This window comes from Variovorax sp. Root318D1 (genome assembly GCF_001424835.1).
Classification (GTDB): domain Bacteria; phylum Pseudomonadota; class Gammaproteobacteria; order Burkholderiales; family Burkholderiaceae_C; genus Variovorax.
In genome coordinates this window covers 316,003-329,945 of sequence record NZ_LMCQ01000024.1, presented here as the reverse complement: position 1 = coordinate 329,945, position 13,943 = coordinate 316,003, and the positions used below count along the sequence as shown (strand labels likewise).

Annotated in this window: 12 protein-coding genes; 7 read left to right on the top strand and 5 right to left on the bottom strand. The window is 66.3% G+C overall.

What is annotated here, in order from left to right; genetic code table 11:
• Positions 1-25 precede the first annotated feature (25 nt).
• On the top strand, positions 26-2,818 hold the full coding sequence (gene glnE, locus ASC78_RS24420; protein WP_055807595.1) for a bifunctional [glutamate--ammonia ligase]-adenylyl-L-tyrosine phosphorylase/[glutamate--ammonia-ligase] adenylyltransferase: 2,793 nt from the start codon (positions 26-28) through the stop codon (positions 2,816-2,818).
• Positions 2,811-3,962, top strand: coding sequence for a septal ring lytic transglycosylase RlpA family protein (locus ASC78_RS24415; protein WP_055807592.1), 1,152 nt, complete (start codon positions 2,811-2,813; stop codon positions 3,960-3,962). The genes glnE and ASC78_RS24415 overlap by 8 nt, the downstream gene beginning before the upstream one ends.
• A gap of 24 nt (positions 3,963-3,986) precedes the next feature.
• On the opposite strand, the gene ASC78_RS24410 is transcribed toward ASC78_RS24415, so the two are convergent.
• The 3 genes from ASC78_RS24410 to ASC78_RS24400 form a co-directional block, all read right to left on the bottom strand.
• Complete coding sequence (locus ASC78_RS24410; RefSeq protein ID WP_055807589.1) at positions 3,987-4,466, bottom strand: carboxymuconolactone decarboxylase family protein; 480 nt, start codon at positions 4,464-4,466, stop codon at positions 3,987-3,989.
• Between the two features lie 91 nt (positions 4,467-4,557).
• On the bottom strand, positions 4,558-5,439 hold the full coding sequence (locus ASC78_RS24405; protein ID WP_055807587.1) for an RNA polymerase sigma-70 factor: 882 nt from the start codon (positions 5,437-5,439) through the stop codon (positions 4,558-4,560).
• A gap of 81 nt (positions 5,440-5,520) precedes the next feature.
• A complete protein-coding gene (locus ASC78_RS24400) occupies positions 5,521-6,378 on the bottom strand; it encodes a hypothetical protein (RefSeq protein WP_055807583.1) in 858 nt (285 codons plus the stop codon).
• 129 nt (positions 6,379-6,507) lie between these two features.
• Here ASC78_RS24400 and ASC78_RS24395 point away from each other — a divergent pair, with 129 nt between their 5' ends.
• Positions 6,508-7,143, top strand: coding sequence for a glutathione peroxidase (locus tag ASC78_RS24395; RefSeq protein WP_055807580.1), 636 nt, complete (start codon positions 6,508-6,510; stop codon positions 7,141-7,143).
• A gap of 284 nt (positions 7,144-7,427) precedes the next feature.
• Here ASC78_RS24395 and ASC78_RS24390 read toward each other — a convergent pair whose 3' ends face one another.
• A complete protein-coding gene (locus tag ASC78_RS24390) occupies positions 7,428-8,039 on the bottom strand; it encodes a glutathione S-transferase N-terminal domain-containing protein (RefSeq protein WP_055807577.1) in 612 nt (203 codons plus the stop codon).
• 119 nt (positions 8,040-8,158) lie between these two features.
• Between ASC78_RS24390 and purB the strand changes: the two genes are divergently transcribed.
• The 4 genes from purB (at position 8,159) to ASC78_RS24370 (ending at position 13,627) form a co-directional block, all read left to right on the top strand.
• A complete protein-coding gene (purB, locus tag ASC78_RS24385; protein WP_055807574.1) occupies positions 8,159-9,538 on the top strand; it encodes an adenylosuccinate lyase in 1,380 nt (459 codons plus the stop codon).
• Between the two features lie 134 nt (positions 9,539-9,672).
• Positions 9,673-10,809: a PepSY-associated TM helix domain-containing protein gene (locus ASC78_RS24380; protein WP_055807570.1), complete on the top strand. Its 1,137-nt coding sequence runs from the start codon at positions 9,673-9,675 to the stop codon at positions 10,807-10,809.
• 81 nt (positions 10,810-10,890) lie between these two features.
• Positions 10,891-13,032 (top strand): TonB-dependent receptor family protein, encoded by a 2,142-nt coding sequence (locus tag ASC78_RS24375; RefSeq protein ID WP_055807906.1) that lies wholly within the window; start codon positions 10,891-10,893, stop codon positions 13,030-13,032.
• Between the two features lie 34 nt (positions 13,033-13,066).
• Positions 13,067-13,627: a YaeQ family protein gene (locus ASC78_RS24370; protein WP_055807567.1), complete on the top strand. Its 561-nt coding sequence runs from the start codon at positions 13,067-13,069 to the stop codon at positions 13,625-13,627.
• Between the two features lie 3 nt (positions 13,628-13,630).
• Here ASC78_RS24370 and ASC78_RS24365 read toward each other — a convergent pair whose 3' ends face one another.
• Positions 13,631-13,936, bottom strand: a complete 306-nt coding sequence (locus tag ASC78_RS24365; protein WP_055807564.1) for a putative signal transducing protein — start codon at positions 13,934-13,936, stop codon at positions 13,631-13,633.
• Positions 13,937-13,943: the final 7 nt, after the last annotated feature.

Sequence of the window (13,943 nt, the reverse complement as noted above, 5' to 3'; positions counted from 1 at the left end):
TGAGGATCGCGCTGTGTCAGGAATTATGACCGCCAGCACTCAGAGGGGTTCCACGGAAACCAATATCAGTGTGAACCAGTTGCCAGCCACACCACCTGACGCGATCGAGGTCGCGTTTTCTTCTTACTCGCGCTTCGTTCAGCGCCTGCGCCGCAGGTATGCGGCGGAGCTTGCATTGCTTCCCCCTGGCGCGCCGCTGCGCGAGTCGATGTCAAAGGCCTACGAGGCATTGCGCCAACGCGGGGATGGCGTCGGCGATGCGCTTCGGATTGTGCGGCAGCTGGTGATGGAGCGGCTCGTCACCCTCGATTGCGACGCCCAGGCGCCGCTGGCCGTGGTGACCACTGCCGTGACCGAGCTTGCGGAATTCGCGCTCGATATCGCCTGCCGCGACGCCTGCCAGGAACTCGACGCCACGCACGGCGCACCGCTCGGTCCCGAAGGCCAGCGCGCGCAACTCTGGGTGGTGGGCATGGGCAAGCTCGGCGCGCGCGAGCTCAACGTGTCGAGCGACATCGACCTCATCTATCTGTACGACCTGGACGGCGAAACCCGTGGCGATGCCGACGGCCGCGGCCGCCTCTCGAATCAGGAGTATTTTTCGCGCGCCGTGAAGCGCATTTATGCGCTGGTGGGCGACATCACCGAGCACGGCTTCGTGTTCCGTGTCGACCTGGCGCTGCGGCCGAACGGCAATTCGGGGCCGAGCGTGGTGTCGCTCGACGCCCTCGACGAATATTTTCAGGTGCAGGGCCGGGAGTGGGAGCGCTTTGCCTGGATGAAGAGCCGGGTGGTCGCGCCGCGCGACATCGTTTCGGAAGGCCTCGCCCAAGGCCTGCGCGCCACGGTGCTGCCGTTCGTGTTCCGCCGCTATCTCGACTACAGCGTGTTCGATTCGCTGCGCACGCTGCACCGGCAGATCCGCGAGCAGTCGGCACGGCGCAGCGCGGGCCGACCCGAGCGCGCCAACGACGTCAAGCTGTCGCGCGGGGGCATCCGCGAAATCGAATTCACAGTGCAGTTGCTGCAGGTGGTGCGTGGCGGGCAGTTTCCTGAACTGCGCACCCGGCCGACGCTCGACGCCTTGCAGCGTGTGGCGCGTGCTGGACTGATGCCGCAGGAAACCGCCGATGCGCTGGCCGCGGCCTATGAATTTTTGCGCCGCGTGGAGCACCGCATCCAGTACCTGGACGACCAGCAGACCCATGTGCTGCCGGTGGCCGACGACGATTTGCGCTGGATCGCCCAGACCATGGGCTATGCCGGCTGCTGCCCCTTTCTCGAGCAGCTCGACACGCACCGCGAACTCGTGGCGCAGGAGTTCGACAAGCTGCTCGGCGGCGTGAAGCCTTGCAATGGCAAATGCAGCGGCAAGAAGGCGGGCGCGCCCACCGACCTGGTCGATCTGCTCGAAGAACTGCCGCCCGCCTTTGCCGCGCGCATCGGCAACTGGTGCGAGCAGCCCCGCGTGCTGGCGCTGCGCGAAGAAACCCGCGCCCGGCTGCGCCAGCTGGTGCAGCGCACCGGCCAATGGCTGAAAGAACCCGATGGCGACGGCCCGGGACAAACGCCGCGCCACGTGGACGCTGCGTTGCGCTGGGCCGACTGGATCGAGCCGCTGCTGCGGCGCGAGAGCTATGTGGCGCTGCTGGTCGAGCGGCCCGCCGTTCAAGAGCGGCTGCTGCGGCTCCTGGGCGCCGCGAAGTGGCCGGCGCGCTATCTGATGCAGCATCCCGGCGTCATCGACGAGCTCGCAAGCGATGAAATGCTGTCGGGCCGTTTCGTGGCGGCGGAGTTCGAGCGCGAGCTCGAAGCGCGCCATGCCTCGCTCAGCCGCACCGGCGAAGCCGACGAGGAACGCCTGCTCAACCTGCTGCGCCACGCCCACCATGCCGAGGTGTTCCGCACGCTGGCGCGCGACGTGGATGGCCGGCTCACCGTGGAACAGGTGGCCGACGACCTCAGCGCGCTGGCCGACACCACGCTGCGCGTGACCGCCCGCTGGTGCTGGCCGCACGTGCGCAACCGCCACCGCGAAGTGCCGCAATTCGCGATCATCGGCTACGGCAAGCTGGGCGGCAAAGAGCTGGGCTACGGCAGCGACCTGGACATCGTGTTCGTCTACGAGGACGACGACGAACGCGCGGGCGAGGTCTACGCGGCCTATGTGCGCAAGCTGATCAACTGGCTCACCGTGAAGACGCGCGAGGGCGACCTGTTCGAGATCGACACCGCCCTGCGGCCGAACGGCAACTCGGGCCTGCTGACGACCACCTTCGAAGCCTACGAGCGCTACCAGCTCGGACGCGGCAGCAACACGGCGTGGACCTGGGAGCACCAGGCCATGACGCGCGCGCGATTCGTGCTCGGCAGCGCCGAACTGGGCGCGCGCTTCGACCAGGTGCGGGAGGCCGTCATCGTGGCGCCGCGCGACCACAAGGCACTGAGGTCCGAGATCATCGCGATGCGCGACAAGGTGCGCGGCGCACGGCCGGTGAAGGCCGATCGCTTCGACGTGAAGCACAGCCCTGGCGGCATGGTGGACGCGGAGTTCGCGGTGCAGTTCCTGGTTCTGTCGGAGTCGGCCGGGCACCGGGAACTCATTCCCAACGTGGGCAACATCGCGCTCTTGGTGCGCGCGGAAGAAGCCGGCCTGCTGCCGGCCGCCGTGGGCCGCAATGCCGCCGCGGCGTACCGCGAACTGCGCCGCGTGCAGCATCGCGCGCGGCTCAACGAAGAGCCGACGCAGGTCACCCCGCCCGCCTTGGCCAATGAACGCAAAGCCATGCTGGCGCTGTGGAAGGCGGTATTTGGCTGACGGCGCCCGCACCCACGCGCCCTCGGCGTTGGCCGCCTGCGCGGTGGCTATCGCCGTTCTTCTCGCCGGCTGCGCGAGCGGCCCGCGCAGCGGGGGCGGCGCTGGCGGCAGTTTTGGCGGGCGTGACGGCCCCGGCAGCAACATTCCCTCGGACCTCGACCGCGTGCCCGATGCCGAGCCCCGTGTCGAACCCATCCGCAACAGCGGCGGCACCAGCAAGCCCTACACGGTGCTGGGCCGGGGCTATCAGCCGATCACCGACGACCGGCCGTTCCGCGAATCGGGCATTGCCTCGTGGTACGGCCGCAAGTTTCACAGCGCCTCGACCGCGAGCGGCGAGCCCTACGACATGTACGCCATGACGGCCGCGCACAAGACGTTGCCGCTGCCCAGCTATGTGCGCGTGCGCAACCCCGCCAACGGGCGCGAGGTGGTCGTGCGGGTGAACGACCGCGGGCCGTTCGTCGATGGACGCATCATCGACCTGAGCTACACGGCGGCACTCAAGCTCGACCTGCTGCGCGGCGTGGCGCCGGTGGAAATCGAACGCATCACGAACGAGGACTTACGCACCGGCGCGTGGCGGCGGGATTCGGGGACGGCGTATGCCTCGGCGGCCCCGGCTGTGCAACCGCCGCGCACAACGGCGGCTGCGGCTGTGCCCGTTCCCTCGGCATGGGTGGCGCAGGTGGCGATGGACGCGCCGGCTGCTTCGACGATGCCGATCGCACCGCAGACGACGATGACACCGATGACGGCGCCTGAGCCTCTGGCGCAAACGGCGCCGCCGACGCCGGAGGCCGCATCGCCCCGGCAGATGGAGGTCGCCGAGCTGCCGCCAATGGCGCCCGTCACGGCGCCAGCGCCCTTGGCTCGTTCAACGGCTGCAAGCTCTTCCGCCGCCGCAACGGCTGGCTTCTGGGTGCAGCTCGGCGCGTTCCGCGAGCGCGATGGCGCACAGAACCTGCTGAGCGAAGCCGCGCGCGGCCTCCCCGCGCTGGCGCCGCAGCTGCGTGTGTTCAGCGAGGCCGGCACGCACCGCCTGCAGGCCGGGCCCTTTCCCTCGCGCTCGGCGGCCGGCGAAGCCGTCGCTCAGCTGCGCGAGAGCCTGCGCATCGCGCCGATGGTGGTGGAACGCCGCTAAACCGCGGCCTCGGACGCACCGGCCTCAGGGCATCGGCTTGGCCAGCACCTGCGAGCGCATGCCGACGCCCATGCGATTCCACGCGTTGATCTGCGCGATGGCGATCGAAAGTTCGACGATTTCGAGTTCGCTGAAATGCGCCTTGAGCGCCTCGAACTCGGCGTCGCGGGCGTCGTGACGGTCGGCGAGACGCGTCAGCGTTTCAGCCCAGGCCAGCGCCGCACGCTCGCGCTCGTTGAAAAAGCTCACTTCGCGCCAAGTGGGCAGGCTGTTGATACGCTGCCAGTCTTCGCCCTGCTGGCGCAGGTCGCGCACGTGCATGTCGAGGCAGTAGGCGCAGCCGTTGATCTGCGAGACGCGGGCAAAGACGAGATCGATCAGCACCTTGCCGAGCGTGCTCGATTCGATGGTGCCGTTGACGGCGATCATGGCCTGGAAGGCCTTCGGAGCGGTCTTGTACCAGGTGAGGCGTGGGGCGATGGTGTTGCTGATCGTGTTGCTCATGGCGTGTACTCCAGGTGGTTGAGATTGAAAAAATCTGCTTGCTACCTGTTGAAGACGAGCCGGCCCCGGGCCCTGTGACACGCCGGGCGAATTATTTCGAAGAAAAATGTTGTGCGATGCGCGCCAGCTTGTCGGGATTGCGCTGTGCGCGGATGCGCACGATGCGCTCGCCCTCGATCTCGAAGGTTTGCGCCGATTCGAGCTGGCCGTCGACAAAGCGAAGCAGCCCGGGTTCGCCGTTGATCTCCGCCAGCTCCATGCGCACCGCCGCGCCCATGCGGCGCCAGAGCGCGAAGTAGAGCTGCGCCAGCCGCTGGCTGCCGCGCAGCACCTTGCTGAAGCTCTGCACCTTGCCTCCGCCGTCGCCGATGAGCTCGACGTCTTCCGCCATGAGTGCCTTCAGGTCATGCAGGCTGCCGCGCGCGGCCGCATCGGCGAAGGCGCGCAGCAGGCGCTGGTGGGTTTCGCGCGACACCTGATAGCGCGGGCGCGCCTCCAGCACCTGTGCCTTGGCGCGGTGCACCAGCTGGCGGCAGGCCGCCTCGCTCTTGCCCAGGGTACGGGCCACTTCCTCGTAGTCGGCGTCGAACACCTCGCGCATCAGGAAGGCTGCACGCGCCTCGGGCGCCAGGCGCTCGAGCACGGCGAGGAATGCGACGGAAATGTTGTCGGCGCGCTCCAGCGATTCTTCCGGCGTATCGGGCGATTCGGTCAGCGTGGGCTCGGGCATCCAGGCCCCGATGTAGTGCTCGCGCTGGACCTTGGCGGCGCGCAGCCGATCGATCGAAAGGCGCGTGACGACGGTGACCAGCCAGGCTTCGGCGCTGTCGAAACCGGCCTTGTCGGCCTCGTGCCAGCGCAGCCAGGCGTCCTGCACCACTTCTTCGGCCTCCGCAACGGAGCCGAGCATGCGGTAGGCGATGCCCTGAAGGCGTCGGCGGTGGCTATCGAAAGTGAGGGTGGCGTCGTCCATGTTCGGCTAGACGGCTGGCAGTGTGGCTTTGTGACACCTTTGCCCGCAATCCGACCGAAATTATCGGGGACGACCCGCCGGCTACGCGCCCTGGTATTCGGCCTTGGGGCCGATGGATGCGGCCAGTTCCTTGCGGTAGCGGTTGAGCTCCTGCACGGTCTTGAAGCTGCGGTCCATCAAGAGGCTCAGGTTGTGCAGGATGCGCTCGCCGACCTTGCTTTCCCAGACGGCATCGAACTTGATCTGCTTGTCGAGCCAGTGCTCGAGCCAATCCGGGTCGGGCATGCGGCTCTGGATGGTGTCGTTCGGGAACAGCGCCTTGTTGACGTGCAGGTTGGTCGGGTGCAGCGCCTGGGCGGTGCGGCGCGCGCTGGCCATCAGCACGCCGACCTTGGTGAACGCGGCCCGGGCCTCGTCGCCGAACTTTTCCATGGCCCGCTTCATGTAGCGCAGGTATGCACCGCCGTGGCGGGCCTCGTCCTGGCTCAGCGTGGTGTAGATGTGCTTGATGACCGGCTCGGTGTGCCACTGGGCGGCGCGGCGGTACCAGTGGTTGAGTCGGATCTCGCCGCAGAAATGCAGCATGAGCGTTTCGAGCGGCGGCGCCGGATCGAAATCGAAGCGCACTTCGTGCAGCTCCTGCTCGGTGGGCGCATGTTGGGGGCTGAAGCGCTTGAGGTATTCCATCAGCACCAGCGAGTGCTTCTGCTCCTCGAAGAACCAGATCGACATGAATGCCGAAAAGTCGCTATCGTGGCGGTTGTCGCGCAGGAACATCTCGGTGGCCGGCAGCGCCGCCCACTCGGTGATGGCGTTCATCTTGATGGTTTGCGCCTGTTCTTCAGACAGTAGCGAAGCATCGAACGACTGCCACGGAATGTCCTTGTCCATGTCCCAGCGGACAGATTCGAGTTGTCTGAAGAGTTCCGGATAAAGCATCAAAGTCTTTCTAAGGCCGCCGATTTTAATCGGCCCGTTTGGCGCGCCGGTGACAGACGCGCGATGATGCGAATTCGCGCTGCCTGGCAGCGCAGATTCACACCCCCCTTTTTTGTATCAGGAGCCCCCATGCGAACCCCCTCCCGATTGTCTGCGCTCAGGCGCTGCACACCGGCCGCCGCACTGGCAGCATGCCTGTTTGCCCTCGGGACGGCGGGTGCCCAGACCCCTTCGGCCCCTTCCGCAGCGGCATCAGCCGCCCCTGCCGACGGCGCTGCTACTGCCTGCCCCGCCACCTTGCAACATACCTTCCCGCGGTTGCAAGACGAAAAACCCCAAGATTTGTGCCAGTACTCCGGAAAAGTGGTGCTGGTGGTGAACACCGCGAGCTTCTGCGGCTTTACTCCGCAATACAAGGGCCTGGAAGCGCTGGACAGCAAATATCGCTCGCGCGGCCTGGTGGTGCTGGGCTTTCCCTCCAACGATTTTTCGCAGGAATCGGGCTCCAACAAGGAAATTGCAGATTTCTGCGAAAGCACCTTCGGCGTGAAGTTTCCGATGTTCGCCAAAACGTCGGTGCGCGGCGCCAATGCCAATCCGCTGTTCAAGCAGCTGGCCCTGGCCTCCGGAACCACGCCCAAGTGGAACTTCTACAAATACCTGATTGGGCGGGACGGCAAGGTGGTGCAGGCCTGGTCGAGCATGACGGCGCCGGACGAGGCGGCCTTCGTGAAGGTCATCGAAAGCCAGCTGGCCGCGCATTGACGCCCCCGAGGTCGTACGAGTCGTCACAAACGTTTACCACTGGGGTGGGAACCGGGCTGGCACACTGTGCTCATATCGAGCGTGGGCAGCAAATGCCCTCCGGTTTCATGTTGCGAGGTCTTCTGGGCGTCTAGTCTGGTTGAAATCCCGAGGCGATTCTTCTCCTCCTCCCTCCCTCCCTCCTTCGCGTCGGGGCGCCTCGCAGCATTTTTGTATTTCCCTCAGGGACGGGGCGCGGCAACACAGGCGCCCTGAAACGAAAAAGGCGCCAGAGGCGCCTTTTTTCATGGTTGGGTGTCGATGAAGCTGGGCCGAAGCAGCAGCTTGTCGTACAACTTTGCCAGATTGGGGTGCTGGCCGCGCCAGTCGATCTCGGGGAAGCGAAACCCCACCCAGCCCAGCGCGCAGCCCACGGCGATATCGGACAGGCCAAGGTGGATGCCGCTGCAAAAGGGCTTGTCGCTCAGTCCCTTGGCCATGGCGGCAATGCCGCCTTCGACCTTGGCGCGCTGGCGTTCGATCCAGGCCGCGCTGCGCTCGCCATCGCCGCGGCCGGTCCACGTGGATTCCAGGCGCCAAAGCACGCCGGCATCCATGACGCCGTCGGCCAATGCCTCCCATGTCTTGACTTCGGCACGCTCGCGGCCCTGCTGCGGAATGAGCTTGCCCACGGGCGACAGGGTGTCGAGGTATTCGACGATGACGCGCGAATCGAACATCGCGTCGCCGCCTTCCATGATGAGGCAGGGCACCTTCCCGAGCGGGTTGGAGTGCGCAATGGTGGTGTCGGCAGCCCAGACATCTTCGATCACGAACTGGTAGTCGAGCCGCTTTTCGGCCAGCACCACGCGCACCTTGCGCACATAAGGGCTGGCGGCCGATCCGATCAGTTTCATGAAAGCTCTCTCCCTAGGCTTTGATTTACGTTTATTCAACTTCATTTTAGGGGAACGCCAAAAGCGCGGCTTCGATCTGTCGCGAACGCACGTCGCCGCGGCCCGCCTAAAATTCGGGCATGAGCTTCTCCACCGTTTCCGCCCTCTCCCCACTTGACGGCCGCTATGCGGCCAAACTTGCGGCACTGCGACCGCTGATGAGCGAACAGGGCTATATGCACCGGCGCGTGCAGGTCGAAGTGGCGTGGTTCATTGCGCTGTCCGACTGCGGCTTTGCCGAATTCAAGCCGCTCACGGGCGGCGCTCGCAAATACCTGCTGGGCCTGGTGGCCCATTTCTCGGAGGCCGACGCCCTGGCCATCAAGGAAATCGAAAAGACCACCAACCACGATGTGAAAGCCGTCGAATACTGGATCAAGTCCAAGTTCGACGCCCGGCCGGAGCTGCTGGCCGCCGCCGAATTCGTTCACTTTGCCTGCACCAGCGAAGACATCAACAACACCAGCCATGCGCTGCAGATCCAGGCCGCACGCGAAAAAGTGGTGTTGCCGGCCATCGACGGGCTGATTGCCAAGCTGCGCGAGATGTCGCACCAGTTCGCCGGCGTGTCGATGCTGTCGCGCACGCACGGCCAGACCGCCAGCCCGACCACGGTCGGCAAGGAAATCGCCAACGTGGCGGTGCGGCTTTCGAAGGCGCGCGCGCAGATTGCCTCGGTGCAGCTGCTCGGCAAGATGAACGGCGCCGTGGGCAACTACAACGCCCACCTGGCAGCCTGGCCCGATTTCGACTGGGAGGCTTTCAGCCGCAAGGTCATCGAAACGCCCGCGCCGCTCGGCCTGGGCTTGAGCTTTCAGCCCTACAGCATCCAGATCGAGCCGCACGACTACATGGCCGAGCTGTTCGACGCCGTGGCGCGCACCAACACCATCCTGATCGACTTCTCGCGCGACATCTGGGGCTACGTGAGCCTGGGCTACTTCAAGCAGCGGCTCAAGAAGGGCGAGATCGGCTCTTCGACGATGCCGCACAAGGTCAACCCCATCGACTTCGAAAACGCCGAAGGCAACCTCGGCCTCGCCAACGCGGTGCTGCGCCACCTGAGCGAGAAGCTGCCGATCAGCCGCTGGCAGCGCGACCTGACCGACAGCACGGTGCTGCGCAACATCGGCGTGGCCTTCGGTTATGCCACGCTGGCTTATGCGAGCCTGGCCACCGGCCTGGGCAAGCTGGAACTCAACGAGGAAGCGCTGGCCGACGACCTCAATGCTTCATGGGAAGTGCTGGCCGAACCCATCCAGACCGTGATGCGCCGCTTCGGCGTGCAGGGCGCGTACGAGCAGCTCAAGGAAGTGACGCGCGGCAAGACCGTGACGGCCGAGGCGCTGCACGGGCTGATCCGCTCGCTCGACATTCCCGAAACGGAAAAAGAGCGGCTCCTGGCCATGACGCCCGCGAGCTACGTGGGCAAGGCCGCGGAGCTCGCCAGTAGAATCTGAGGCTTCCCGCACCGACGCAACAGCCGCTTGAAGGCGGTCTGCCTGCGTCGCTTCTCGGCCCCCTATCCAGCCAACGCGCCGCCCCGCGGTGCGCCAGCCAACGACCTGACGGGGCTTCAAAGTCCCTGTTGTTCATGCTGCGCGCCCCCCTCCGACGCCTCTGGCTCAAGGTTCACCGCTGGATCGGTCTCACGCTCGGACCGGTACTTGCCCTCACGGCGCTGCTTGGCGCGGTGCTTGTGGTCGCGTCGCCGATCGACCGCTATGCGCATCCCGAGCTCTTCGTGGCCCGAAACACGGCCGTTGCGGCGCCCGTGCTGCCGCTCGAGCCGCTGCGCCAGCGCATCCTGACCGAGTTCGGGCCCGACACCAACTTCACGCTGCGACCACCGCGCGACTCCGGCGAGACGCTCTGGGTGTATGTGCGCGGGCCCTGGGACGGCACGCTCTATCTCGATCCCGCCACCGGCGCCGAGCAAGGCCGGCGCGGGTCGCACGAAGGCGCCTACAACCTGCTCTTCGAACTGCACAGCAGCCTGCTGCTGGAAGATACCGGCAAGGGCATCCTCGCCTTCGTCGCGCTGGCCTATCTGTTGATGCTGATCACCGGCGTGGTGCTCTGGTGGCCCACGCGCTGGCCGCCTTCACTTCGCATTGCGCTCGACCGCGGCCTGCTGCGGGGGCTGTTCGACCTGCACCGCACCGGCGGCGCCGTGCTTGGACTGCTGATTGCGGTGTCGATCTTCACGGGCGCCTACATGGCATGGCGGCCGCTCGGCAACTTCATTTCGGCCGCCATGGGCCAGGAGCCGGTCAAGCCGCCCACGGTTCCCAAGGGCACGGCCGCAGGCCCCCGGCTGTCGCTCGACGAACTGGTCGCCCGCGCGCAGAACGTGTTCCCGGGCCAGCCGATCGGCTATGTGCAGGTGCCTTCCAAGCCGAACCGCCCGATCCGGGTGCGCTTCCGGCTTGCCGACGATCCGCATCCGAACGGCATCAGCTCGGCGTGGCTGCATCCGCTGACCGGCGAGGTGCTGGCGGTGCGCCGATGGCAAGACCTGGACGCCGGCAACGGCGCGGTGGTGGTGATCTATCCGCTGCACACCGGCGTGCTGGGCGGGCCGGTGCTCCAGGCGGTCGTCGCGCTGCTTGGCCTGGCACTGGCCGGCCTGGGGCTGAGCGGCATCTGGCTCTGGTGGCGGCGCCGCGCCGTAGCCGCCGCGGCCCGAGGCGCCGCGCTTTCCAACAACAGCAACCGCACGACCTCCTGAACGGGACGTCTGCTGCGGTCGATTTTTATTGATATTCGAGGAGAAGCCGTGTTCAAGCAGAAGAAGTGCGCCGCCCTGGTGATGGCGCTATTCCCCATCAGTTTCCAGAGCTTTGCGGCCGAAGCCGAACCGGCGGCCGATGCCACGTCTGGTGCGAAGTCGCTGGAAGCCGTGACCGTCACGGGCGACTGGCTCGGCACGCCCAGTGAAACCAAGGTGCTCGAGCACCCCGGCGCGCGCAGCATCATCGAGCGCAAGCAGATCCAGGAGAGCGGCTCGAGCAGCGTGCGCGACGTGCTGCGCCAGGTTCCCGGCGTGCAGGTGCAGGAGAGCAACGGCACGGGCGGCAGCGACATCTCGCTCAACGTGGGCGTGCGCGGCCTCACTTCGCGCCTGTCGCCGCGCTCGACCATCCTGCTGGACGGCGTTCCGCTGGCCTATGCGCCCTACGGCCAGCCGCAACTCTCGCTCGCGCCTGTGTCGCTCGGCAGCCTGGAGGCGGTCGACGTAGTGCGCGGCGCGGGCTCGGTGCGCTACGGCCCGCAGAACGTGGGCGGCATCATCAACTTCGTGACGCGGGCGATTCCGAAGCAGTTCGCGGGCGAAGTCGGCGTGGGCGTCGAAAGCGCCAGCCACGGCGGCGGCATCAAGACCACACCCACCCTTTTCATGGGCGGCACCAACGAGAACGGCCTCGGCCTCGCGCTGCTGTATTCGGGCACGCACGGCGACGGCTTTCGCCGGAGCAATGACCACACCAGCATCGACGACCTGATGCTGAAGGGCGCCTACCGGATTTCGAACACCGACGACATCGCCGTCTCGCTGCATCACTTCGAAGGCAAGGGCCGCATGCCGGGCGGCCTGACGACGGCGCAGTTTGCCGCGGACCCGTTCCAGTCCGACCGCCCTTTCGACGAATTCTCCGGACGCCGGACCGACGGTTCGATCAAGTACACGCACAACGACGGCGTGAACAAGTTCGAATTGCTGAGCTACTACACCGACTCGTTCCGCAGCAGCTACCTCGAGCAGGAAGGCACGGGCGCCAATGCCGGCCGGCGGCGCCTGACCAGCGCTCCGCGCAACTACAAGACCTACGCCTTCGAGCCCCGCTACTCGCGCCTGATCGATTCGGGCAGCGTGGTGCAGGAGATCAGCGTCGGCGCGCGCTACCTCAAGGAAGAGGCTTCCGAAGTGGCGACGCGCAGCGCCTACTACCGGCCGCGCCCCGGATTCGATGCGTTCACGCTCGCGCAGCCTGCGTACCAGTCGAGCAAAGGCGGCACGACCGCACATGCGTTCTACATCGACGACCGGATCGACTTCGGCAACTGGACCATCACGCCCGGCGTGCGCTACGAATCCATCCGCTCGCACAATGACGTCTTCACGCTGGCCAACAACCGGGTCACCGGCGCGAACTATCCGAAGATCGATTCCAACGAGGTGCTGCCGACGCTGTCGGTGCTCTACCGCATGAGCGAGCGCTGGTCGGTGTTCGCGAATGCCGGCGTGTCTTTCGGCCCGCAGCAGTACGCCCAGCTCGCGCAGTCGACCACGGGCTTGCATCCGGAGAAAGCCAAGACCTACGAAATCGGCACGCATTACAAGGGCGAGGCGTGGAGCGGCGAGCTGACGCTGTTCAATATCAACTTCGACAAGGAACTACAGCTCGCGCGCTCCATCACCGGCGACGTCGGCCAATGGACCGACCTGGGCGCCACGCGGCACCGCGGGCTGGAGTCGGCGCTGCGCTACGACCTTGGCACGCTGAGCGATTCGCTCAAGGGCGTGTCGGTGTCCGCAACCTACACGTACACGCAGGCCACCTCCAAGGCCGGCGCTTTCGCGGGGCGCGACCTGCCGTTCTACTCGCGACAGGTGGCGACGCTCGGCGCGCGCTATGAGCGCGGGCCGTGGACCTTCAACGCCGACGTGTACGCGCAATCGAAGCAGCGCTCGCCAGGCTCGCCCGACGACGGCGCGCAATACATCACGCTGGAGGATTCGACCGGCCGCCTGGGCAACATTCCGGGCTACGCGACCATGAACCTGCGCGCCGCGTACGACTTCGGCCCTTCGATGAGCAACCTGAAGCTGGCCGTCGGCGTCAAGAACCTGTTCGACCGGCGCTACTACAACCGGTCGGTCGACAACAACGGCGGCAAGTACGTGGGCCAGCCGCGCACCGTGTACCTGCAGGCTTCGGTGACGTTCTGACGAAGCCTGTAGGGGCGCATACACTCGCGCACCCATGGCCCTCAAATCCACCATCTTCAAGGCCGCCCTCGCGGTGGCCGACATCGACCACGGCTACTACGCCGACCATGCGCTGACCCTGGCGCGCCACCCGAGCGAGACCGACGAGCGGATGATGATCCGGCTCGTCGCGCTTGCACTCAACGCGCACAAGCTGCAGGACGTGTGCCAGGGCGACGGCACGCTGGCCTTTGGCGCGGGCTTGTCGAACGTCGACGAGCCCGACGTGTGGCTGCGCGATTTCACGGGCGAGACCAAGCTGTGGATCGAGGTCGGCCAGCCGGAAGACAAGCCCATCATCAAGGCCTGCGGCAAGTCGGACGAAGTGATCGTCTATTGCTTCAACCACGCGGCCGAGATCTGGTGGCGCGGCATCGAGAACAAGCTCACGCGGCCGCAAAACCTGCAGGTCTACCGCGTGCCGACGGAAGCCTCGCAGGCGCTGGCCGCGCTGGCGCAGCGCAGCATGCAGCTGCAGGCGACCATCCAGGAAAACACGCTGACGCTGGGCGACGGTGCAAACAGCATCGACGTCGAACTGCTGCGCTGGAAATAGCCTCTAGGCGGCCGGCATCATCGCGCCGCAGTGCCAGCACTGCTCGAAGCCGCCCTCGATCCGCTCGCCGCACACGCATTGCCAGTTGCGCTGAGGCCTGTGCTGCGCCGCATACAGCACTTGCTGCGCGCGCTCGAACTGCGCTTCGTCGTCGATCCAGATTTCAGGCAGGCATTGGTCGGGCGGTAGCTGTCCCATCACGGCGCCGAGAAATTCACGCTGCACCGTCGCTTCGACGCCCTCCTCTTGCAACGCATGCACCCACAGGGTCGCGATCGCGAGGTTCGGTGCTTGGGCGAGGCGGCGCATTTGGGCC